Source organism: Streptomyces sp. NPDC018029 (assembly GCF_044327655.1).
In the GTDB taxonomy this organism is placed as follows: domain Bacteria; phylum Actinomycetota; class Actinomycetes; order Streptomycetales; family Streptomycetaceae; genus Streptomyces.
Genome location: NZ_JBIRFV010000008.1, coordinates 1 through 21,760, shown reverse-complemented (window position 1 = coordinate 21,760; position 21,760 = coordinate 1). Strand labels below are relative to the sequence as shown.

General features: G+C 67.8%; 18 protein-coding genes. 8 read left to right on the top strand and 10 right to left on the bottom strand.

From position 1 onward, the window contains the following. Window positions 1-60: 60 nt before the first annotated feature. Window positions 61-1,119 (bottom strand): hypothetical protein, encoded by a 1,059-nt coding sequence (locus tag ACH4D5_RS23930; RefSeq protein WP_398306127.1) that lies wholly within the window; start codon window positions 1,117-1,119, stop codon window positions 61-63. Between the two features lie 1,761 nt (window positions 1,120-2,880). Between ACH4D5_RS23930 and ACH4D5_RS23925 the strand changes: the two genes are divergently transcribed. Then, a complete protein-coding gene (locus ACH4D5_RS23925; RefSeq protein WP_398306124.1) occupies window positions 2,881-3,111 on the top strand; it encodes a hypothetical protein in 231 nt (76 codons plus the stop codon). Between the two features lie 172 nt (window positions 3,112-3,283). Here ACH4D5_RS23925 and ACH4D5_RS23920 read toward each other — a convergent pair whose 3' ends face one another. From ACH4D5_RS23920 to ACH4D5_RS23910, 3 genes are all read right to left on the bottom strand, one after another. After that, a complete protein-coding gene (locus ACH4D5_RS23920; protein WP_398306121.1) occupies window positions 3,284-4,369 on the bottom strand; it encodes an FAD-dependent oxidoreductase in 1,086 nt (361 codons plus the stop codon). Window positions 4,370-4,451: 82 nt separating this feature from the next. Further along, on the bottom strand, window positions 4,452-4,856 hold the full coding sequence (locus tag ACH4D5_RS23915) for a MarR family winged helix-turn-helix transcriptional regulator (RefSeq protein WP_398306118.1): 405 nt from the start codon (window positions 4,854-4,856) through the stop codon (window positions 4,452-4,454). 534 nt (window positions 4,857-5,390) lie between these two features. Continuing rightward, window positions 5,391-5,555, bottom strand: a complete 165-nt coding sequence (locus tag ACH4D5_RS23910; RefSeq protein ID WP_398306115.1) for a hypothetical protein — start codon at window positions 5,553-5,555, stop codon at window positions 5,391-5,393. A gap of 182 nt (window positions 5,556-5,737) precedes the next feature. Here ACH4D5_RS23910 and ACH4D5_RS23905 point away from each other — a divergent pair, with 182 nt between their 5' ends. Both ACH4D5_RS23905 and ACH4D5_RS23900 read left to right on the top strand, forming a co-directional pair. Then, complete coding sequence (locus ACH4D5_RS23905) at window positions 5,738-6,595, top strand: alpha/beta fold hydrolase (RefSeq protein WP_398306112.1); 858 nt, start codon at window positions 5,738-5,740, stop codon at window positions 6,593-6,595. Window positions 6,596-6,694: 99 nt separating this feature from the next. Next, window positions 6,695-7,552, top strand: a complete 858-nt coding sequence (locus ACH4D5_RS23900) for a hypothetical protein (RefSeq protein ID WP_398307110.1) — start codon at window positions 6,695-6,697, stop codon at window positions 7,550-7,552. Window positions 7,553-7,649: 97 nt separating this feature from the next. Here ACH4D5_RS23900 and ACH4D5_RS23895 read toward each other — a convergent pair whose 3' ends face one another. Beyond that, window positions 7,650-8,666 carry an MBL fold metallo-hydrolase gene (locus tag ACH4D5_RS23895; protein WP_398306109.1) on the bottom strand — a complete coding sequence of 339 codons (1,017 nt, stop codon included), beginning with the start codon at window positions 8,664-8,666 and terminating at the stop codon, window positions 7,650-7,652. A gap of 441 nt (window positions 8,667-9,107) precedes the next feature. Between ACH4D5_RS23895 and ACH4D5_RS23890 the strand changes: the two genes are divergently transcribed. The 3 genes from ACH4D5_RS23890 to ACH4D5_RS23880 all read left to right on the top strand — a co-directional run bounded on the left by ACH4D5_RS23890 (window position 9,108) and on the right by ACH4D5_RS23880 (window position 11,859). Then, entirely contained in the window at window positions 9,108-10,508 is a 1,401-nt protein-coding gene (locus ACH4D5_RS23890) for an amidase (protein WP_398306107.1), read from the top strand. A gap of 228 nt (window positions 10,509-10,736) precedes the next feature. Next, window positions 10,737-11,288: a TetR/AcrR family transcriptional regulator gene (locus ACH4D5_RS23885; RefSeq protein ID WP_398307051.1), complete on the top strand. Its 552-nt coding sequence runs from the start codon at window positions 10,737-10,739 to the stop codon at window positions 11,286-11,288. Window positions 11,289-11,328: 40 nt separating this feature from the next. Next, complete coding sequence (locus tag ACH4D5_RS23880) at window positions 11,329-11,859, top strand: GNAT family N-acetyltransferase (protein ID WP_398306104.1); 531 nt, start codon at window positions 11,329-11,331, stop codon at window positions 11,857-11,859. Between the two features lie 162 nt (window positions 11,860-12,021). Here ACH4D5_RS23880 and ACH4D5_RS23875 read toward each other — a convergent pair whose 3' ends face one another. The 3 genes from ACH4D5_RS23875 to ACH4D5_RS23865 form a co-directional block, all read right to left on the bottom strand. Continuing rightward, entirely contained in the window at window positions 12,022-13,206 is a 1,185-nt protein-coding gene (locus ACH4D5_RS23875; protein ID WP_398306101.1) for an alanine--tRNA ligase-related protein, read from the bottom strand. 366 nt (window positions 13,207-13,572) lie between these two features. Next, window positions 13,573-13,944 (bottom strand): HPP family protein, encoded by a 372-nt coding sequence (locus ACH4D5_RS23870; protein ID WP_398306098.1) that lies wholly within the window; start codon window positions 13,942-13,944, stop codon window positions 13,573-13,575. A gap of 847 nt (window positions 13,945-14,791) precedes the next feature. After that, complete coding sequence (locus tag ACH4D5_RS23865) at window positions 14,792-15,811, bottom strand: ScbA/BarX family gamma-butyrolactone biosynthesis protein (RefSeq protein WP_398306095.1); 1,020 nt, start codon at window positions 15,809-15,811, stop codon at window positions 14,792-14,794. Window positions 15,812-16,440: 629 nt separating this feature from the next. On the opposite strand from ACH4D5_RS23865, the gene ACH4D5_RS23860 reads away from it, so the two are divergent. Further along, window positions 16,441-17,250 (top strand): HAD family hydrolase, encoded by an 810-nt coding sequence (locus tag ACH4D5_RS23860; RefSeq protein ID WP_398306092.1) that lies wholly within the window; start codon window positions 16,441-16,443, stop codon window positions 17,248-17,250. A 682-nt stretch (window positions 17,251-17,932) separates the two neighbouring features. Further along, the gene (locus tag ACH4D5_RS23855; RefSeq protein ID WP_398306089.1) at window positions 17,933-18,628 is read left to right on the top strand and encodes a ScbR family autoregulator-binding transcription factor; all 696 of its coding nucleotides are present in this window, start codon (window positions 17,933-17,935) and stop codon (window positions 18,626-18,628) included. Between the two features lie 238 nt (window positions 18,629-18,866). Here the strand turns inward: ACH4D5_RS23855 and ACH4D5_RS23850 are convergent, their stop codons facing one another. Together ACH4D5_RS23850 and ACH4D5_RS23845 are read right to left on the bottom strand one after the other, a co-directional pair. Next, window positions 18,867-19,640 carry a glucose 1-dehydrogenase gene (locus tag ACH4D5_RS23850; RefSeq protein WP_398306086.1) on the bottom strand — a complete coding sequence of 258 codons (774 nt, stop codon included), beginning with the start codon at window positions 19,638-19,640 and terminating at the stop codon, window positions 18,867-18,869. A gap of 413 nt (window positions 19,641-20,053) precedes the next feature. After that, window positions 20,054-20,695 (bottom strand): ScbR family autoregulator-binding transcription factor, encoded by a 642-nt coding sequence (locus ACH4D5_RS23845; RefSeq protein ID WP_398306083.1) that lies wholly within the window; start codon window positions 20,693-20,695, stop codon window positions 20,054-20,056. Between the last annotated feature and the right edge of the window lie 1,065 nt (window positions 20,696-21,760).

The following is a 21,760-nucleotide window of genomic DNA, read 5'->3' as shown; positions in this document are numbered from 1 at the left end:
GAGGCGCAGGCGGGTGGCTGCCGGGCCGTTAGTGGGACGTGGTGGGGGCCAGGTCGGAGGTCATGGGTGTTCTTCCGCATGCCGCGGGCGGGATCCCAGGCGGGACCTCTGGCGGGATCTCCGGCAGGCCTCACGGTCCTCCTCGAATGCCTTCCGCCACTGCTTCTCGGGGTATCGGACGTCGTAGTGCCACGGGGCAGGAGTGGCAAAGTCTCCGATGGCGTCAAACACTTCGGTGGCCCACTGAGCGAAGCCGCCCCTCGCCAAGGCGTATGCGAGGTAGTTCAGGTCGAGCTGGGAACTGGTGGCCGACTCGCGCTTACGGAACCAGCCCTCGAATGCCTGCGTGACTGCCCGGGTGGTGTCTTCCCTGGTCCACAGGAGGTTCAGCATGGCCGCGGACCCGTTGACCTGTCGTTCCCGGTGCTCCTGCACGCGGGCATAGAGGGGCAGCAGAAGCAGCGGCGAGTCGGGCGGTGCGAAGGAGACTGTCCAACGGGCAAAATCCGTCGCGACAGCCTGGCGGCCCGCTGGACCTGGGCGGGCCTGGAGCGCCTGGGACATGCGGTGCCATGCTTCGCGGTTGAACGGATCTCGGCGGTGTACTTCCGCGAGCAGGCCCCATGGCCCGTCAGGCAGTAGATACTCGTGGGGTGGCGGAGTCACGTGATGCTCCGGGTAGCGGCCGGCCACGTCCGTTTCGGCCAGGGCCAGGCGGCATATCCAGGGCACTGGGTCGTCGGGGTTCTCCTCGCTTGCCCGGTGGCACCCCTCCCGGGCCCGGGCCACCAGTTTCTCCAGGTCACCTGCCTTCCGGTAGTCACGCGCCCACTGCTTCCGGTGGGCTTGCAGCACCCGTTCGGTGGCGACTCTGGCGTACATCACCCGGGCGGCGAGGCTCGACGGTTCCTCTTTCAGCCACAGCTCCACGACGTTGGCCTGCGCCGCGACGACCCCCAGCACCTGAGTGCGGGATATCCACTGCGGCCAGTTCTCCGTCCGTGCCAGTACCTGCCGCATCTGCAGCCAGTAACCCGCCTGGATGTCCTGCACTGCCGCATAAAGGTCGGTGTCCCGGCCGGCCGGATTCACCGCGCCGGCCGCGTTGGTCCTGTCCATCAGCGCCTCCCTGGGTCGACCGGACACAGGGTGGGCAGCGGAGAACCGGCAGTTGGAGCCGCCGCGGTCATGGGTAGGGCGGGCTTCATGCCGGGTGGCGGCCCGTTGGGCTCCTTTGGTGCCTGCAGTCGTACGCGGTGGGTCTTCGGTCCGTGCTTCTGCGCATGCCGTGTCGGTGGTCCGGTGGTCTTCACGCGGCGACCAGCCGGTGCTGACGGTGTTGGCGGTGCTGCCACGACCGCTGCCAAGACCTGGCGGCGCCGAGCCCGGCGGGCCGCAGGGTCTCGGTGTCCTCGGACTCGAACCGGTGGCGCAGGGCGCGGCACGGCTGCTCGAGGCATCCTCTGCGGCTCGCCGCCTGTCGGCCGCTGTCATGAGCGCTGCACGTCACCGGGTGGTGTGAGCACGACGGGTGGTGTGAAGACGACACCGACCGGTGTGCACTGGCGGCCATAAGCAGAAGGACTCTCGGGGCAGTTGGGACACGGGGTGGGGCGGGTTGGCGCGGGTCGGCACGGAGTGGCACGGTCATGTGGAGCACAGCGGTGGGGCCGACGAGCAGCGCGGAGGCGGCCGTGGCGCATGGCCCCGACCGGCGGCTTTCGCCCGTGGCCGCTAGCGAGTGCCCGACAGGTACTTAAGTGCCTGGAGTGGCGGATGACTAGTGAAACCAAGATTGTTCGGTGGTTCAGACGCAGGTTTCGGCCATGCGGCAGGAGAGCGTCGCCATCCGTGATCGGACCGATCGGTCGAGGCCCTGAGACGGCGCGTTGTCGGGGCCCGGACGTTTGATGAAACGTGCGACCGCTGCCGACGAGCGCGCCCGGTCCACGCGAACCCGCTGAGACTGCCGGACAGCGCTGCCTTGTCGCCGGAGGGGAGGCCGGGGACGGGCCGCAGCGCCTTGCGTCGGTACCGTCACGTTGCCGGGGTGTCGTGTCACGTTCTTCTTCGTGGACGCTGATGCCGTTCACCGCACAGGGGCCACCGCTACCCGAAGGGAGGAGACCTGCAATTTGTTGGCAGATGAGCGAGTTGGTTGTGGAGCAGGCAGGCTGTGTGCGGTGCAGGCAAGAGGCAAGCGGTTGGGTGCATAGGCGCTGTTAGGGGCGCTGCGTTCCGGCGACGGGTGCTCCCAGTGGTGGTCTCCAAGGCGCAGACTTATTCGGCTAGTTCGGTGCGGTGGTCACTGACTGTGATCGGATGGTTTCACGAGCGGAGATGCACCGTGCTTGGAGCCGCTACGGTGCCTGATCTCGCCTCATCCATGAGGGTCTGGAACCAGTACGTCTGCCGGTCACCCCCGATCCGTCCAAGTTAGGCGTCACGGAAAGCTCGAAAGCCGCGGCGGGCTCGGGCCGGTCAGTTTGATGAACCTGAAGCCCACGGAGTCCGAGCGTCGTGTCTGTGCGCGCCGACGCTCTGGACCGTATGTCCAGGCGCTGTCCGGTGACCGCTTCTCGAACTTTCCGGGGTATAGTAGATCTTGAACTGGTCGCCACAACACGTGGTGTCTGGTGATGCGTTGGTGGTCCAAGGAAAGACGCCCCGCTTCCTGCGGGGAGATGCAGGTGCAAGGCCTGCCCGGCGCTCGGTCAGGGGCCTGTACGCGCACTGCGCGTGCAGGCCCCGTTTTGTCGTTTTGTCGCCGCCCCATCACTGAGTGCTTGGCGGGGCCCAAAGCGGGCTCAGCCCGGTCGACCGCGCCCGGTCGGGCAGTAAGCACCACCTCATCGTTGACGGACATGCATACCGCTCGCGGTGTCGTTAACAGGCGGAAACCGCAACGATGGAACCCGACTTGAGCCGCTGCTCGCCAAGAACGTCCGCCGTCGCAGGCCGGGTCGGCAGCCCCCCGACGCGCTGCTGGCTGACTGCGGCTATGACCACGACCACGACAAGTACCGTCGCCTGCTCTGGCAGCGAAGCATCCGCCCCGTGATCGCGAATGGAGGCGAGCCACACGACGCCGGCCTGGGCATCTTCCGCTAGGTCGTCGAGCACACGAGCACCTGGCTGCACGCCTGCGCCGCCTACGGATCCGGCGGGAACGACGTGACGACATCCGCGAAGCCTTCCTTGGTCTCGCCGGCTGTTTGATCAGCTACCGCCACCTCCAACGCTTGCGGTGAATTCCCAGGCTGGCTCGCCCAGTTGCTGTGGGTCAGCACAATTTGAATTCGGGGTAGTAGGTTGCGGCGGCGGTCGCCGTGTCGATGTTCCGTGGGAAGAGCGCGGCCTGGTAGGCGCGGATGGCCGCGTCGACGTTCTGGGGCTGTTGGGCGATGGCGTTGCCGAGCTGGCCTGCGTCGAAGAGTGCCCAGTTCGCTCCTTCGCCGTCCGGCGGTGCCAGGTGGGCAGCGTCGCCGATGAGCGTGACCCCGGGGACGTGTTCCCAGCGGTGTCCGATCGGTAGCCCGTACAAGGGGCGGAAGATCGGTGGGATGTCGCTGTCCGCGACCAGGGCGACGAGCTCCGGCGCCCACCCCTCGAACATCGCCGCGACCGTACGGGCTGCCGCAGGGCCGTCATTGAAGTCGATGCCGTCGAACCAGTCGAGCGGCTGGTCGAACATGGCGTAGGAGTGCAAGGTGTCCGCGCGCTCACGCTGCACGCCGAGACCGATGCGAGTGGTTTCGTCGTAGGCGGTCATCGACCCGCCACCGACCAGCGCCAGGGTGGCAGGGTGCCGGGTGTCGCTCTCATACAGGTACGTCTCGACCATCGAGCGTCCGGCATAGGCGGGCGTGGCATCGGAGAGCAGCGGCCGGACCTTCGACCAGGCGCCGTCGGCACCGACGAGGATGTCGGTGTCGATCGTCGATCCGTTGGCGAAGTTCACTTCGTGACGACCGTCAGGGAGGGTCCGAACGCTCTGAGTTCTGTGTCCCCAGACGACTGTGCCGGGGGGCAGGGATTCCAGCAGCAACTGCCGAAGCTCGCCACGCTGCACCTCGGGGCGGCCTCCGGCCGGGTCATCGGGCCGGTCCGCCAGGATGGTGCCGTCAGGTGCCACGTCGCGGGACGCCTGGCGGCCTTCGAGGACAAGGGACCGGAAGTCGTTCATCAGGTCGGCGGCACGGATTCCGTGCTGTCCGTTGTAGTCGTGGATGTCGAGCATGCCGCCTTGGCCCCGGGCCTGAGCAGACGCCTCCGCTTCGTACACCGTGGACGGGATTCCGTGAACTGCCAGGGTTCGTGCCAGTGTCAGCCCCGCAAGACCGGCACCGATGATCGTTATCTGGGTCATGTCTGTGTTCCTTACTGCTGCTGGAGGAACCGGCGGTCCTGCCCACGAGGCTCCCGCCGCCGTAGGGGGCGGTAGAGCCGGGTCAGGGAGAGCTGGGTGGCTCGATGCGGGACGCGAGTTGTTCCAGCAATTCATGGAGCCGCGCCTGCCCTGCGGCGCCCAGCGGCGCGAGGATCGACTCCTCGACACGGTCCATGGCCTCTTCGAACCCCTGGATCAGCTCGGAGCCCGTTGCGGTGACATGCACCCGGCGGCTGCGCGTGTCGCTCTCCTGCGTCTGGCGCTCCACGAGTCCGCGCCGCTCGAGTCCGGCGAGGAGCCGCGAGACGCTCGGCGCACTGGTGCGCATGGCCCGCGCGACGTCACGCTGAATGGCGTTCGGGTTCTTCGACAGGTACGACAGCACGGCACTCTGCTCGTGCGTGAGGCCGCGTTCCCGTATCCAGTCTTCAGCGATGCGCCGCTGCCCCCACACAACCCACCGCATCAGCTCCAACGTGCTCTCTCGGTTCGATCTATCCATAGTTAACACGCTAACTGTTGTTGGGCTAACTATCAAGCTTCAGGGCTTTGCCTCACCGCATGGGCGCACACGCTGCCGCGCCGGACCTCCGCACGCAGAACCTGGGCCGAGAACCGCAAGGTCGCAGTACGATTCCTGTCAGAGTTTCTAAGCAGCCTGGACTTCCACTCTTGCCGCCACCGGGCAACCGGACAGATACCCGCGAGTCGCCTCGACGCCGAACGCACCACCCTGCAGGTCCTGCCCATCGAGCCGCTCGCACTCGCACTGGGTGAGGAGAGACTGGTCGGCGAGGAACTCTCCATCACCGCCCGCCACCAATTCCGGTGGCCTGTCGAAGTTTGGCGCGACTAGATCTCGACCCCGGGTGCTCCGCAGATCATCGACGAGCACTACCCCGACCATCCCGACGGTCACAGCATTCGTCAGCCCCGGTTGCAGCCCTGCTCGGAATCGGAGATCGCGTTCGTGGGCATCGGCCCCGGAGTCGGACGCCGACTACCCGCCGGGGAGGACGCCGCCGAGGCCTCCTCCCGGATCATCGACGCCGCCTACGAGCGCCGCTCCATCACAGAACCTCACCGAGACTGCCGAGTTGCCCTGGGAGCGGATGGTCACCTCGGTCAACTCGTCGTGGCCGACGTCGTGCGTGTGAGTGCTCATCGGTTGAACAGTAGGCCGACCTGTCGACCGGCGGCATCGTGATTTCCTGTCAGGCGGGTGGACGGGCGCTCAGGCAGACGGTCGGGATCGGTGGTGTCCATCAGGGGAACTTGGCAGGAATGTACCTGTGCTTGTCTTTCTGGTCTCTCGGCCAGGAGGTCGGATTCGGTCACCGTCGTCCCATGAGTAACAAAAGCGCCGAAGCGAAAGTGCAGCGGACCACCGTTCAGGTCGACGGTGAGAAGGCCAGTTACCTGACCGTGGAGCGGGACGGCCCTGCCGTGTTGTTGTTGCACGGAACGTATTGGAGCCGGGTCTGGCTCCCCGTACTCGGACGCCTTGCGGAGGCAGGGCTGCGGCCCATCGCCGTTGATCTTCCCGGACTTGGGCGTTCGGGGGGTGAGCTGACCGCGGAGACGGCCACCGTCCCGGCCCTTTCGGAGTGGGTGGCTCGATTCGCCACCACGCTGGGACTCTCCGAGCCGATTGCCGTGGCAGGCCACGACATCGGTGGTGCCATCGCGCAGCATCTTCTCGCCCGCGATCGGCTGGAGGTATCCCGGCTCGCATTGGTCAACTCGGTCCTCTACGACTCCTGGCCGGCACCCCACGTGGCCCGGTTCCGGGATGCGGGCTCGGGCCCGGGCAAGGGCCCGGATACGGACACGGCCGAGGGTGTGTTCGAGGCCCGTCGGCAGGCGGTGACGCGAGCGCTCGCCGGTGCCGCCACCGAGTCGTTGATCGCGGACTACGTGGATCCGTGGCACGACGCACGGGTTCGCCGCTCCTGGCTGGCCCTGGCAGGAGCGGCCGACAGCCGCTACACCCTTGACCTCGTCCCCGCGCTGAAGCGGTCCACGAAGCCCAAGTTGCTCGTCTGGGGCGAGGACGACCTCCACGAGAAGGTGGAGTACGCCGAACGTTTCGCCGCGGAGATGCCGCACACCACGCTCATCCGCGTCCCGGACGCGGATCACATCCCCACGGAGAACGCCCCCGGTCAGGTCGCCCGCGCGCTCATCGACTTCTTCGCGGCGTAGAGGCCGCGCAGCGCATGGGTGCGGCTGAACGGCGCCTGGACGGCCCTCGCCGAGCGCATCTCTTGCCGAGCACCGCCTTCGTACTGACACACTGATCCCATGATCAGGGCTACACGGGAACCACTGCCTGGGGGCGCGCTCGTCCTGACCGTTCCGGGCGGAGGGCAGGTCACCCGGCCGCCCCTGCGCTTCGAGCGGGCGACGGAGCGCCGTTGGTCCCTTCTCCAGGACGAACAGCCGCTCATCCAGGCCCGGTCCGAGGGCGAGGGTTGCTGTCGCGACCTCCACCTGCGCCGTCTGGCTGGCTATCGCTCTCTGCTGCCGCCTCTGACCGTGGCTGCGATGCGGACCGGTGCCAACTGGCCCTACCGAACCAACTGGCCGCACCAATACGCGCGTTGGCTCGAAGAAGCGGAGCATGGCCCCCTCCACGACGGCCGCTGGCGGCTCACCCCGCGTACCACCTTCGCTCCGGGCATCTGGAGCTGTGACCTCGTCCGTGACTGGCCCGAGGCAACCCTTGAACAGCTCTGTGGGGGTGGCTGGCACGGCATCCTGCCGCTGCGCCCGCTCCCGGCACCGGACGCCGCCCGCGTGAAGGCCTACCGCAAGCATGTCAGCGAGGGCACCCTCGCCCCCGTCCTGCTGTGGTGGGTGTCCTTCCTGGACGGATGGCTGCTCCTGGACGGTCACGACCGGGCCGTGGCCGCACTGGCAGAGGGTACGGAGCCGGCCTGCGTGGAGCTGGCCCGCGTGCCGGACGACGCCGACTGGCGTGCGACTGCCGACCAGATCACCCAGGCCCACGAGGAACATATGGCCCGCCTGGCCGCGCTCCCCGCCGACCCGCGCACCGCACGCCAACGGCGGGCCATGGAACGCGGTTACGCCGACGTCCTCTCCACCCTCCCGTACGACGCGGATGCCACCCCCGTGTTCGAGTATCCCCGTGACTGAGGGGCTGAGGGGCTGAGGGGCTGAGGGGCTGAATGGTCCGACGGTCCGAGTGACTGGCGTGCTGGCCTGATCGCGGACCGGCGTGTGCCCCCGAACGTCACCGCGTGAGCGCGCGGCGCGTCGGCGGAACCGGTGTCAGCCGATAGGCGTCCCCCTGAGGCACCACGCGACCGGCAGTGGGGTCGGGGAAGTGGGTGCCCAGCACGAGGGCGTCGGTGTCGGCGAGCGAGGTGAGGAGAGCGCGGCGCGAGGCTTCGGCCTGGGCCGGGTCGATGTCGACGCAGCTGCCGATGTGCGGGTGGGGGAGTTGGACAGGGTGGTGGATCAAGTCGCCGGTTATGACAGCCGTTTTGTCGTGATCGCTCACCTGGACCGTGATGTGGCCCGGGGTGTGACCAGGGGTGGGTATCAGGCGTAGGCCGGGGGCGATTTCGGTGCCACCGGCCGGGACATCGATGAGGTCGAGCAGTCCGGCGTCCTCGATGGGATGCACGGAGTCGCGGAACATCTGCTGTCGCGCCTCGTCCATGTCGTACCCGGCCCAGAACTCCCGCTCGGTGCGGGAAGTGATGTAACGGGCGTTGGGGAAGGTCGGGACCCACGCGCCGTCCACTTCCCGGGTGTTCCAGCCGACGTGGTCGGTGTGCAGATGGGTGAGGACGACCAGGTCGACCGAGTCCGGGGGAAATCCGGCGTCGGTGAGGTGTTGCAGGTAGCCGGTGTGGAGGTTGTGCCATGCCGGGTTGGCTCGTGTTTTGCCGTTGCCGATACCGGTGTCGACGAGCACTCGCAGCGTACCCACGACGAACGCGAAGCTGTGGCTGTCGAGATGCAGGACGCCTTGGTGGTCGGCGAAGTCGGGGCGGAGCCAGTGCTGTTGTGCGACCACGTCGGCTGTGGCGTCGGGCAGCAGCCAGGGCCCGGTCGCGGGCGGCAGAGGTGTTTCGTCGATGCGGTGGATGGTGATGTCGCCGACGGTCCAGTAGGGGAGCGCGTTGGCGTCGACGGGTGACGCGGGCGGCCTGGCCCGGTCTGGCTGTGCCGATTGGTTGGTCTCGGCGGGCTGGGTGACCTGGTTTGTTGATGGGGCGTTGTTCGTTGATGGTGCCTGCATATCGGTCCGTCCGTTCCGAGTCGAGCGCTAAAAGCTAACTATTTGCGTTTAAGTGAGCGTAGGTCCTACCGTTGGCCTAACGCAAACGCTTAGCTTTTGGTGGTGGCGGCGGAGTCGACGCCCGCCCTCGGAACGCCTGAGACATGCGACCTCACCCCGACACGGAAGGGATCCCCATGCCCACCCCCATCGAAGAACTCACACCACCTGAGGCCGCCCGATGGGCAGCGCGAGCCGGCCTCCCGCTGGCAACAGATCGGCACCAGGCCGTCGCCGCCACGGCGGACCACATCCACTCCGTCGTCGCCCTCCTCCGCGAACTGGACTTCGCGGACACCCCACCCACCCCGCCGCCCCCGCTTCCACCGTCCTTGCTCCCGCCGACCCCGGTCCCTCCGTCGCCTCAGCCCACCACCCACCACACCCCGGAGGAGAACCACCATGCAGCCGTATGAGCTGTCCCTCGCCGCTGCCGCGGACGAGATACAGGCGCGTCGACTCTCGCCCGTGGAACTCGTCGACTCGGTACTGAACCGGATCGAGCAGACGGAACCCCACCTCCAGGCCTACGTCACAGTGACGGCGGAGCGGGCACGTGTCGCGGCGCGCGATGCCGAACGCGAAGTCGCCGCCGGGCACTTGAGGGGCCCGCTGCACGGAATCCCCGTGGCGCTGAAGGACCTCATCGACGTCGCCGGTGTGGCGACCACGGCCAGCTCCCGGGTCCGGGCGGACCACCGGGCGGACGCCGACAGTGCGGTCGCGGCGCGCCTGGCCGCGGCCGGCACCGCCCTGGTGGGCAAGACCCACACCCACGAGTTCGCCTACGGACTGACCACGCCGCAGACCAACAACGCCTGGGACCTGGAACGGGTGGCCGGCGGCTCCAGCGGCGGTTCGGCCGTCGCGGTGGCGGCGGGTGCGGCGACCTTCGCCCTGGGGACCGACACGGGCGGGTCGATCCGCGTGCCGGCCGCGCTGAACGGCGTCGTCGGCCTCAAGCCCACGTACGGTCTCGTTCCCCGGCACGGCGTGACGTCCCTGTCCTGGACGCTGGACCACGTCGGCCCCCTGACCCGTACCGTCGAGGACGCGGCCCTGGCGATGTCCGTCCTCGCCGGACACGACCCGCGCGACCCCGCCAGCCTCTCCCTGCCTCCCGTGGACTACCGGCCGACCCCGGGCACGGACCTGACAGGCCTGCGAGTCGGCGTCCCCCGGAACTACTACTTCGACCACGTCGACCCCGAGGTCGAGGTCGCCGTGCGAACCGCCGTCGCCCAACTGGAAACCCTCGGCGCGACTCTCGTCGAGGTCGAGACCCCGATGACCCGGTACGTCCAGGCCACGCAATGGGGCCTCATGGTCCCGGAAGCCACCGCCTACCACGAGCGGACCCTGCGCTCGGACCCCGGACAGTACGGCGCCGACGTCCGGATCCTCCTGGAAGCCGGCGCTCTCATGTCAGCCGGCGACTACCTGCGCGCGCAACGAGCCCGCACGCTCATGCGCCAGGCCTGGCTGCGCATGCTGGACGAGGTCGACGTGGTCGCCGCGCCGACCGTTCCCGCGACCGCGGTGCGCTCGGAACAGAAGACGATCTCCTGGGCCGACGGCACTTCGGAGAGCGTCTCCGATGCCTATGTACGCCTGTCCGCCCCCGCCGACATCACCGGCGTACCGGCACTGTCCGTGCCGGTCGGCCGCGACCGCGCGGGCATGCCCATCGGCATGCAGCTCCTCGGCCGCCCGCTCACCGAGGCCGTGCTCCTGCGAGTGGGTCATGCCTACGAGCGGACAGCCCCTGCCCACTCGTTCGCCCCGGCGGCAGTGGCTCTCTGACGGGTACTGGGCGCGGCACCCTGCGTGAGTGCTGTCGCGACGCGCGTGCTGTCACGTCATGCGCGCTGTCACGACGTCTGCACACACGACGTCTACACATACGACGCCTACACATACGACGTGTGCGCTGTCACGACGTGTGTGCAGACGTGCCCTCGACAGCACACACATCACACATTCAGCCATGTGACGGATTCGCTCTAAGGTGGTGACGTGAGTCGTAAGCCGATGGCGCGCCCGGGCGGGCGCAGCGCCCGAGTACAAGAAGCGGTGCACACCGCCGTGCGCGAGCTCGCGGCCGAGGTGGGCCGTGACGCACTGACGGTTCCACTGATCGCCGCCCGCGCCGAAGTCACCCCCTCGACCATCTATCGCCGCTGGGGCGACCTGCAGGCGCTCCTGTCGGATGTGGCGGTCGAGCGCCTGCGGCCCGAGGCGCCGCCGGACGACCGAGGGGACCTGACATCCGATCTCGAAGCCTGGGCGGAGCAGTTCCTCGACGAGATGTCGTCCTCCGCAGGCCGGGCCTACATCCGCGACGCGCTGCTCGGCGATCCCGATGGCAGCAACGCGGGGCAGTGCTCTGCCTACGCTGCCGAACAGATCGACGTCATTCTGGCGCGTGCGGCCGACCGCGGCGAGGCCGTCCCTGACGTCGAGACGGTCCTGGACCACGTCGTCGCCCCGGTGATGTACCGCATCCTCTTCCGTCCGACCGGCCACGACGCCGCGTACGCCCGCCGCCTGGTGGCCGGAGTGCTCGACACCTCTACGGGATAATCCCTGGCCGCCATCGGCGGAAGATGTTCATACTGCCGCAATGGATCCGGTGACTCGAGAGACCGACCGTCTGGTGCTGCGGGCCTTCACGCCCGGTGACGTGGACGCGGTGTATCACGCCTGCCAGGACGAGGACATTCAGTACTACACGCCGGTTCCGGTGCCATACCGGCGCGAGCACGCCGAGAAGAGCGTCTGCGAGGAGTGGCCGGCTGGCTGGGCCACGGACAAGGACTACAACCTTGGTGCCTTCCGCAAGGGCAGTGGGGCGTTCGTCGGTACGTACTGCCTCACCCGGATGAGTCGGGGCGTCTTCGAACTCGGCTACTGGGCCGTCAAGGAGCAGCGTGGCCACGGCTATTCGGTCGAGGCCGCGCGAGCGCTGTGCGACTGGGGATGGGCCACACTCGACGTCCACCGCATCGAGTGGTGGGCCATGGTCGGCAACACCGGCTCGCGCGCCGTCGCCGAGAAGCTGGGCTTCACCGTGGAAGGAACACTGAGGAACCGCGCAATCGCCAACGACGGCAAGCCGCACGACTGGTGGGTGGGCGGCCTGCTGAGACTCTGAGATTTCGAGCAGCTCGGAGCAGCTTCGAGGAGATGCGGCGGCATATTGCTGCTGGTCCGGCCGTCCCCGGGCCACCCGGGTCGGACAGCCGGACCAGCAGCAGCGCGGTCAGATCCTCAGGCTCTCAGGTCCCTAAGCTTCCGGCTTCCGGCTTCCGGCTCCTCAGGCATCAGGCCCTCGTCCCTCCGAACGCAGGCTCAGGACGAGGTCGCGCGGCAGGCCATGGGTGTCGTGCAGATAGTGCAAGTCCTCCTCGTCGAGAGGCCCTTGGAAACGGGGCTGGGCGAGGATCCGCTGCCCGCGCTCAAGAAGCCGACGGAACCGGCGCTCCTCGTCGAGCAGGATGACGCGTACGTCGACGGGGTCCACGTCCTGGTGGAAGTGGTCCAGAGTGTGCTGGATCAGATCGCCAGGCAGGTCGCCGAGCCCGCGTGTGGGATCGTCGCGCCACAGCACGGTGAGCAGGCGCCGGATCAGACGGCGCACCACGTAGCCGCGACCGGTGTTGCTCGGGCGCACCCCGTCGCCGATCACGACCACGGCCGAACGCAGGTGATCGCAGACGATCCGCAGCGACGGTTCGTCGAGCTGCCACAGCCCCGGCACCAGCAGACGCCAGGGATCGAAGACATCGCACTCGAAGACCGACGACTTGCCCTGCAGCAACGAGACCAGCCGCTCCAAGCCAAGCCCCGTGTCGACATTCTGCTGAGGGAGCGGCACAAGCGAACCGTCGACAAGCCTGCGGTAGCGCATCGTGACGTGGTTCCACACCTCCACCCAGCGGTCGTCATGCGTGGGCGTCGACCGGGGCGGGGTGTCGCCGGTCCACAGGAAGATCTCGGAATCAGGACCGCAGGGGCCGGTCGGCCCGTTGGACCACCAGTTGTCCTCCACGGTCAACTCCACTGGAACCCCGAGCTCTTCCCACACTTCCAGGGAAGAGGTGTCCGGCCCGGTGCGGTCGTCGCCGCCGAAGACCGTGGTGTGCATCATGCGGGGATCGATGCCGAGGCCCTCGGTGAGCAATTCGTATCCCCAGTGGAGACTCTGCGGCCCTTCGTAGTCGCCGAGTGACCAGGTGCCGAGCATCTCGAAGACGGTCAGATGGGTGGGATCCCCGACTTCTTCGAGGTCCGTCGTGCGCAGACAGCGCTGCACATTGACGAGCCGGCTGCCAAGTGGGTGCGGGCGCCCCTCCAGATAGGGGGTGAGGGGGTGCATGCCCGAAGTGGTGAACAGGACGGAATCCCCGGGCGGCGGCAGCAGAGTCGACCCGGTGATGCGGTGATGGCCGCGCTCCTGGAAGTACTCGACGAACGTGCTGATTACCGAGTCGGTGTTCATGAGGTGGCTCCTTCGCGTGTACGAGCGGGGGAGGCACCGGACAACGGGTCCGCGCGGTCGTCGGATCGTGGCGAGGGAGCCGGCGAGAGAGCCAGGGGCCACGGGAACATCGGCGGGCCGTTTCCGGTCGCCGATGGAAAGAAGGAAAGACGTCAGGCGGCGGCAACCGGCGAGCTGGTCGCTCGCGCGGTCGCGGTGTTGCGTGGGCCGGTGACGTTCATGCAGCCGACGATAACGCGCCCGGCCCGCCGGGTCACACGATTTTCCGCGAGGTGCTCGACACCCGGGCGCTGCGGGGGGGCACTGTGGTGGGTCCGCTATGCGTGTGTGACACCCGCGGTCTGATCGGTCGGCCGGCGGCCCGGGTCACCACCAGTAGGCGGGGTAGCGCGGCGCGCTGGGGCGGGCGCACGAGGCGGCCCAGCCCACGAGGACGAGGAGAGTGGCGGAGCCCACGAGCAGAGGCACGAAGGTCGTGGGCCGCGGTGTGTTGAGGACGATGACGACGGCGGTCGCGCACGCGGGGGAGTGCGGGGTCCGAGCCACGGTCATCACGGCCAAGCTGACCCCGGCGGCCATGGCCGCCGCCCACGGCGAGCTGCCCGAGGCGGCGACGACCGCATATCCGACGGCGGCGCACAGCAGATGGCCGGCGATCACACTGCGTGGCTGGGCCAGCGGCAGCCTCGGCGCACCGTGAATGATCGCGGCGGACGCGGCGAGCGGGGGTATGAGCACGGGCTCATGAATGAGGGAGCCAATGGCCACCAGGGCCAGGAGCACGGCGGTGGCGACGCTGACGTTGTGCAGCGCAGTACCGGCCGGCGGCGGGGCGGGCGCGCGCCCGGCGAGACGAGCGCGGATGCGGGACCGGGTGGACGAGGATGACGCGGGGCACGAGGCGGGGGACGGAGACGGGGACGGCTTTGCGTCTATGACTGTTTCGGTGATTTCTTCGGTGACTGCTTCGGTGCTCAAGACAGTGGTGTTCCGGGGGCTGGTCCGGCGGGAGGCCCGGACGGCGGGGCAGGCGGGCAGGAGTCGGCCCGGCTTCCCTCGGGGTCGGCAGGGACGGGGGCGCCGGCGGCGGTCCGGGGTCTGGATATCCGCGTACTCGCCCCGAATTCTATGGGGCGGTGACTCGTCGCTGCAGGTCAGGGTCGCTGGAACCGGGCCGGGCCGGGCCGGGCCGGGGCCGTCGCCACGTCGGTCCGGTCGGGTCCGGTCCCGTCCGGTCGCGTCCGGCCGGGAGGTGTTGGCCGGCGCCGATGGCGTCACTGTGAACCTGGCCGTCCCGCCGCGCGGGCACCTCTGCTCAGTCACCTCACTCGCTGACGGGAGGTCAGCCGACTGGCAGCAGGCACGGCCATTTCGGCGCGTGCGTGAATGCAAGTGGTCATCCCTGGTGGGGCCTGAGGCGCACTCAGGGTGGGGGCAGGGACGTACACGGACTGAGCTGGAACGTGGGCGCGCTGAGCACGGACCGGCAATCGCGGTGTAGCCGCCGACAGGGTGGGGCCCGCCGGCGGTCCGTGCTGTGTGGATGGGCCCGGGAAGGGTGGGGGGAAGTGTTGCTGCTGCTGGTCTACGTGGGCGTGTGAGTGGTGGTGTGAGTGAGGGTCGTGGTGTGGGTGGCGTGGTTGTTCTGGTGGCTGGTCACGGTCTGCGTGGTGGTGTGACCGGTGGGGGTGATGGTTGTGGTGGGGGGAGTAGTGGTGATGTGGCAGGGGGTGTTGAGTTCGACGTAGTGGTGCCACTCGGTGTGGCTGTGCGTGAGATGGGTGGTCGGAGGGTGGGGGTGGGTGGCTTGGCGGGCCGCCTCGATGAGGACCATGCCGGGAATGTGGTCACCGTCGTGGTCGAAGAGGATGGGGTGGGTGGGGTCGGGGTTGAGGCGGTACCGGTGGGGCTCGTGGGTGGGGGCGAGCACGAGGTCGCGGGTGTGGACCCTGCCGTAAGTGGTGGGGTCTTGGTGAATAGGGGTGTGCTCGAGGGCTTCGAGGGTGTGGTCAGTGGGGTTGGTGGAGTGGGGGTTGGTGGGGTTGGCGGCGCGCAGACGCTGGTAGGCAGCCGGGGATATGCAGGTGAAGTGGCCGTAGCCAGTGGCGAGGGTGTGGTGGTGCTGATTGACGATGGCGAGACTGACGCTGAAGTTGGGACTGCGGCCAACGCGGGTGACTGTGGTGTTCAGGGTGATATTGGTGGGGGTGGTGCCGATCACCAGGTGTTCCGGGTGGGTGGTGACGGTCAGGTCCTGCATGACGAATTTGTGGCCCAGCGGTATGCCGAACTCGGCGTGGGCCAGGTAGATGCCGGTCTGGCGAAAGGTCTCGCAGGCCAGGAGGTGATCGTGGTGGCGTCCGTCCGACGTGGTGAAGAAGGTGTGGGCGCGGGGCCACTGGCCGGTGAGGACGAAGGAGCTCTCACCGGTTTTTTCGCAGTCGGTGAGGAAGACTTCGGCGAGGGCGGCGCGGTGGACGTATTCCGCGGGAACGGTCGTGGTGAGCCGGGGTAGTTGGGCCGGCTGACCGTCGATGCGGGCGGTGTGGGTGTTGCGGTTGCCCTGGGCGTCTTTCGACTCGGGCATGGCGAGACTGCTGCTCATGAACCTCTCCCCCGGAGGTGAATGAAAGTGACGCCATAACATACATACCCACCGGTTTCCTTTTCAAGGGTTGGTGGCGATTACACGGGTTGGGCACAGGGTAAATGGGGCTCCTGGAGATTCGAGTTTCTGTGACGCTGAGTAGTGATGGTGAGTTGCGTTCCTGGTGGGAGGCGGTCTGGAGTTTTCTGTGAAAGGGGAATTATTCCGTCCGCTTATCCATGGAAAACCGGCAGTCCGGTTCCCTTGTTATGCTTTCGCGTTGATCGGTCCTTGCCCGACCGGCCATCACTCCGCCTGCCCACTGTCCCCTGTCCGCCTGTTGTCCGCTGTAACTCCGGTCCGCTCCCTGCTGCCTTTCTTGCTGCCTGTCCGTATAGTCCCCGTTCGGATCACCCGCCGGTTCGTTGGCTTCGGGAGGTTGCGGGACTGTTCAGCTCTGGTTTGCTTGGTGCGGGCCGGGCTGCTCCGCCAGGCCTGAGCGGCTGCTTGCCGGTTGGGGTGGCGAGGCTGGGGTCCCTGGCTGAGCGCGGCTGTTGGGTTGCTCCAAGGTCAAGTCTGTTCGGGGCGCGTCCAGTTGGGCTTGTTTGGGTTTGTTGTGCATCGGTCGTCAGATTGTGGGGGTTGGCGTGGTGGGTCATCAGGGTTCGTCTGAGGTTGGTTCGGTCGGCTCGGATCTGGTCGAGGCTGGAGCGGTCGGCTCGGATTCGCGCGTTCATGAGGGAGGACGTCCGAAGGGGTTGGCGCACCTGAGCCTGGTGGCAGTAAATATTGACGGGGTGTTGCTGAATGACAGTTTCGGCCCGGTGATCCGCCGCTTGGTGGAGTCGCGGGGCGGTCAGTACGGACCTGGGTTGGAGCAGGCGCTGTTGTCGCAGTCGCAGCGAGTTGCAGCGCAGGCGGCGGCGGACGTATTGGGGGGCACTGCGGAGGACTTGCTGACCGCGTATTTCGAGGAGCGGGAGCGCTATCTGCTGGAGCACCCGGTGCGGGTGCTGGAAGGCGCGCATCGGCTGATGGAAAGGCTGCGGTCGTTCGGCGTGCGGACCGTGTGTTACGGCGGTTTGGAGCGTGCGCACTTCGACCGCTATCTGGGTGATTTGGCGGAGTATTTCGACGAGCCGGTGTATGTGTGCACCAATGATTTCCGTCCGGGTATCCGGGAGATCACCGAGGATGTCTTCCGGCTCCGTTTCGACCAGGTGCTTTTCATTGACGATGTGGCACGGGTGGCGCAGACGGCACGGGAGCTCGGCGTGGCGTTCATCGGGCACCCCAGCGACTACGAGTACGGGTACCAGCGGCCGTTGATGGAGCAGGTCGGCGTGCGTCATGTGGTCCGATCGCTGGACGAGATCGACGAGGAGCTGCTGCGCAGGGTGGACGCGGAGGCGGCGGCCGGACGCAACTGGCCGGACGAGCGTTCGCGGCAGAGCTGAGGAGCGTACGCAGGAGGCCTGGGGAGCGTACGCGGCAAGCCGCACGCATGTACGCTCCCCGGGCCCGATGGCCCAACTCGCCCTGAGGGGACGGGTGTGCAGCTGGCGCCTCGCCGTGTCGAGCTGAAATGGGGTAGGTGGGAGCGAGGCGCGGGCTCATGGGAGTGCGCCGTGGTGGCCCGCTCGACCTGCCGGACCGCACGCCGTCGTGAGCGCGGCTGGTCTGCTGGTGCGATACCGGCCATCAGCCAGCCCTGCGTGGCGTGAATGGCGTCCATCATCCTCACTGCTATGCGCCCCTTCTCCTTCGGGGGGCCGGTTGCTCAGCGGCCGGCGTCGGCAAAGGTCTCGTTCCGGCCTGCGTGCGGTCGTCGCCCGGTCAACGGTCCACGATCCGAACCTCATTGCCGTGTCACTCCCCCCACGTGCCGGGGCCCAGAGAACGGTGTGTGAGTGGGGCGATGCGTGAGTGGGGAGGCGACGTTTGGCGTGAGTTGCCCTTGTGAAGAGGGTGCCTTGGTGGGTTGAGTGTCGATTTGTCGGGCGGGTGGAGCCAAGGAGAACGGTGGGGAAAGATCCCGGTCGGGTCCGCAGGTGGTGTTGTGGGTAAGGTACCTCCACGACGGTTTCTTTTTCGGGTCCGCTGCATACCCGATACGGGCACGAGTGCAGGGGAGGTCACGTGGCGCAGCAGGAGCGTGCTGTCAGAACCCGCCGCGCAGTACTGGAGGCGGCTGCGACGGTCTTTGCCGAGCATGGATATTCGGCGGCCACGGTGTCGGACATCCTCCAGGAGGCCGGGGTCACCAAGGGCGCGTTGTATTTCCACTTTGACTCCAAGGAAGCCTTGGCGCGCGGAGTGCTGCAGGCGCAGGTCGCCTACGCGGGGCCGCCACAGGATCTGAAGGTCCAGGAGTGGGTGGACGCGGGGCTGTTGCTCGCACACCGGCTGCCGCGTGACCCGGTGGCACGAGCCGGTGCGGTGCTCTCTTCCGACCCGCAGGGCCGGGAGCACTATGGCAGTGCCTGGCCGGCCTGGATAGAGCTGTCCGCCCAGACGCTCGCCGAGGCCAAGGACCGCGGGGAGATCCTTTCCCACGTGGTGCCCCGGCAGACCGCGGAGCTCATGGTCAGCTCTTTTCACGGGGTGCAGCTCTTCTCCCAGCTCGAGAGTGGGCTGGCGGACGTCGAGCGGCGTATCTCGGTGCTCTACGACCACGTGATACCGGCGATCACGGTGCCCGCGGTCCTGGCCCGTCTCGACCTCGCCCCTGACCGGGGAGCACGCTTGTACGCACAGGCGGTGTCCGTCCCTCAGCCTGTCCTGGTCTCCTCGACCAATCCATCAACTGACGCCGACCAGCCTGTACTTAACTGAGCTGAGCTGAGCCTGAGCTTGCTTTGCGCTGGCATTGCTCAGGCCAGCCTTGTCTGTGCCTGTGCCTGTGCCTGTGCCTGCGTTGCGGCTGGGCTGCGCTCGCGTCAGTGTTCGCATTTGCTTCAGCTTCAGGTCTTCGGCTTCAGGCCTCAGGTGGAATGCGCACTGTGGTCGTCGCGGTGCTGGCCTGCTGGAGTACTTGGTTGGTCGGGTACCTGATTGGATGCCGAGGAGGTGGCTACCAGGCGGTGGCGCCACCGTCGACGGGCACGGTGGCGCCGGTGACGAAGGAGGCGCGGTCGCTGCACAGCCAGGCGGCGGCCTCCGCGATCTCCTCGGGTTCGGCCATGCGGTTCTGCGGGGAGGAGGCTTTGCTCTTGGCTTCCTGTCCGGGGAAGCGGGCGAACCAGTCCTCGACCATTTCGGAGCGGGCGAGGCCCGGAGCAATGGCGTTGACGCGGATGTTGCTGGGCGCGTACTCGACCGCGGCGACCTTGGTCAGTCCGACCACGGCGTGCTTGGAGGCGATGTAAGGGGCCGCGACCGAGGTCGCGACCAGGCCGGCCACGCTGCTCGTGTTCACGATCGCTCCGCCGCCGCTCTCCAGCATGGCGCCGATCTCGGGGCGCAGGCAGTTCCACACTCCGCGGACGTTGGTGTCCATGATGAGGTCGTAGGCAGCGTCGTCCATGAGGTGCAGCGGGCTCTTCGCCACGGCTGCTCCCGCGTTGTTGAACGCGACGTCCAATTGCCCGTAGGTCTCCACCGCGAAGTCGACGGCCCGCCGCATGTCGGCGGCGACCTGCACGTCCGCGACGCAGTAGGAAGCAGCCTCTGCCCCCTCGGCGTGCAACTCCTTGACCAGGGCCTGGAGCCGGTCCTCCCGCCGGGATATGAGCACCACCTGCGCGCCCTCCCGCGTGAACACCCGGGCCGCCGCGGCGCCGATCCCACTGCTCGCCCCGGTGATAAGGGCGACCTTCCCCGCAAGCGAACCCTGACCCTGCGTCATCTGGAGCATCCTCCTTGCCTCGGGCGGCACATGCCGCTGCAACGCCGTTCCCGCCGAGGCGTGACGACCTGCCGGTAGCCTAGCGTGCCTGTTCGATAACAGAGGTCGCATTGCTGGATCTTGACTACTTGCTGACCGGGTCGGCGGTTCGGTGAGCGAAGGGGAAGCGGACTGGCGAAGGCGACAGCTGACTCCGCACCGCCCGGCCCTCGCCCCTGCCCCCGCCCGCGGCGTCGACAGGCTCCGCTCCCTTTCTCGAGCCTCGGCTCCGAACCTCCGTTCCCGAGCCTGCGCCCCGAGTCTGTCCAGCGGTTGGTTGGCATGGGTGCGCCCGTCGCTGTGTGGGGAGGTAGCGCTAGGCGTGCAGGGCGGGGCGTGATCGTGACTTGCCGAGGGGTGGCTGTGCAGGGCTGCTATTTGGCGGTCTTGGCGGTGTCGGCGGGTGCGGGGCTGCCGTTGGGGTGGAGGGTGGCAAGCGTGTGGGGGTGGGTGATGGTCGGGAGCAGAAGTTGCCAGAAGTGAGTGAGGGGGGTGGGGGTGAGCATGTGCGGGTTGGTGCGGGTGAGGACTTCGAGGCCGGTCGTGGTGACGGTGATGGTGGTGGTAAGGGCTTCAGGGGTGGTTTGGGGGGTCAGGGTGTGTTCTCGGGCGGCTTGGGTGGTGAGTTGATGGATGTAGGTGTGCCATTGGTTGCGGAGGTCGTGGGTGCGAGGGCCGGGGTCGTGAGTGAGGCGGAATGCGGCGCGGACGGTGATGTCGTGGTGGAGAAGGTGGATCATGCGGTGAGTGAGGTCCATGAGGTGCTGTAGGGCGCTCACCTTGGTAGGGGCTGTGGGGTGGGCGGTGTGGTGGAGGGTGCGGACTGCGGTTTGCTCGATGGCGTCAGCGAGGGCCGCCTTGTTGGGGAAGTGGAAGTGCAGGGCACCGCGGCTGACGCCGGCACGGGCGCTTATCTCTTCCAAGCTGGTGCGGGTATAGCCGCGTTGGTCGAAGAGGGTGGAGGCGGAGAGGATGAGGGCGTTGCGGGTACGGGTGGCCCGTTCCTGCTTGCTCACTGGTGACTCCCGTCAAGAATGATTTCCCGTCGGCGTATAAAACCAACTTGCCGGTTTGATCTCCAGGGCTGGGGCATGCCGGATCTTGGGGGCGGCTGGGGTATGACGCGTTCCGCTTGTCGGTGGGTGGGGGCGGACGGGTGGTCACCTCGATGGCTCCCAGGGCGTCGGCGGGATGGCAGGGTTGGGGCTTTGGCCGGAAGGCGGGGGTGAGTCGAGGGCGCGGGTCCAGGCGTCACAGGGACGGTTGTGTGCTCCGGGGTGGGTGGGCGCGGCTGTTTAAAAACCGTTCACGCGGTTTTTAGGCTGGGTCAACCGTCCGGGTCGGTGAACCCGGGTTGTCTGTGGGTCTGGTCTGGCTTGGGGTGGGGCGCCACAGGGGGTGGGGTCGGTAGTGGAGTTCGGGCGCCCGCTTGGATGGGTTTGCCGTACCGGCCATCCGTTGTCGAGTCCCGGATTGCCCCGGCGGGCGGTCCGGGTCGGTGAGATGGCTGCACGGTCTGCTGACGCAGATTCACCGTTGCAGTAACGGGTGCTCAGGTCTGGGGGGGGGCAGCATCCGGCCGGTGCTCGCGTCGCTGGAGAGGTTCGGATGACCGGCGTCCGCGAGTCCGGCTCTGTCGCCTTGTCGGGTGCGGCCTCCAGGGGGCCGGGGTGGGTGGTGCCGTGTCTGTTGACTTGGCGTTGTGGGCTGTTGGTGTCCCGTCCGGTCCCGCATCGTGGCGCCTCTGTCTATGCCGGTGTTCGAGTGGGCCCGCGTGCTTGGAGGGCGACGGGTGCGTGTGGTCTGCCTGGTTCCCCCGGTTGTGGGCCCGCGGTGCAGCTGGTGTCAGTCGGGGTGCGGAGTTACCGGGTTTCAAAGCTGCTGGGGATTTGGTGGCGTGCTGTGTTGAGGTGGCTGGTGGGGCCTCTGGGGCTTTTGGGGTTGCGAGGTTTCCGGCTGCTAGGTCGGGGGGGCGGGTGTCCGGCTGGTGGGTTGTGGGTGTGTGGTGGGGTGGTGGAGGGGTGGTGGTGTGGGGGTAGAAACCAGCTGCGCGGTTTTGTATTGACAGGGGTGGGGGTTTG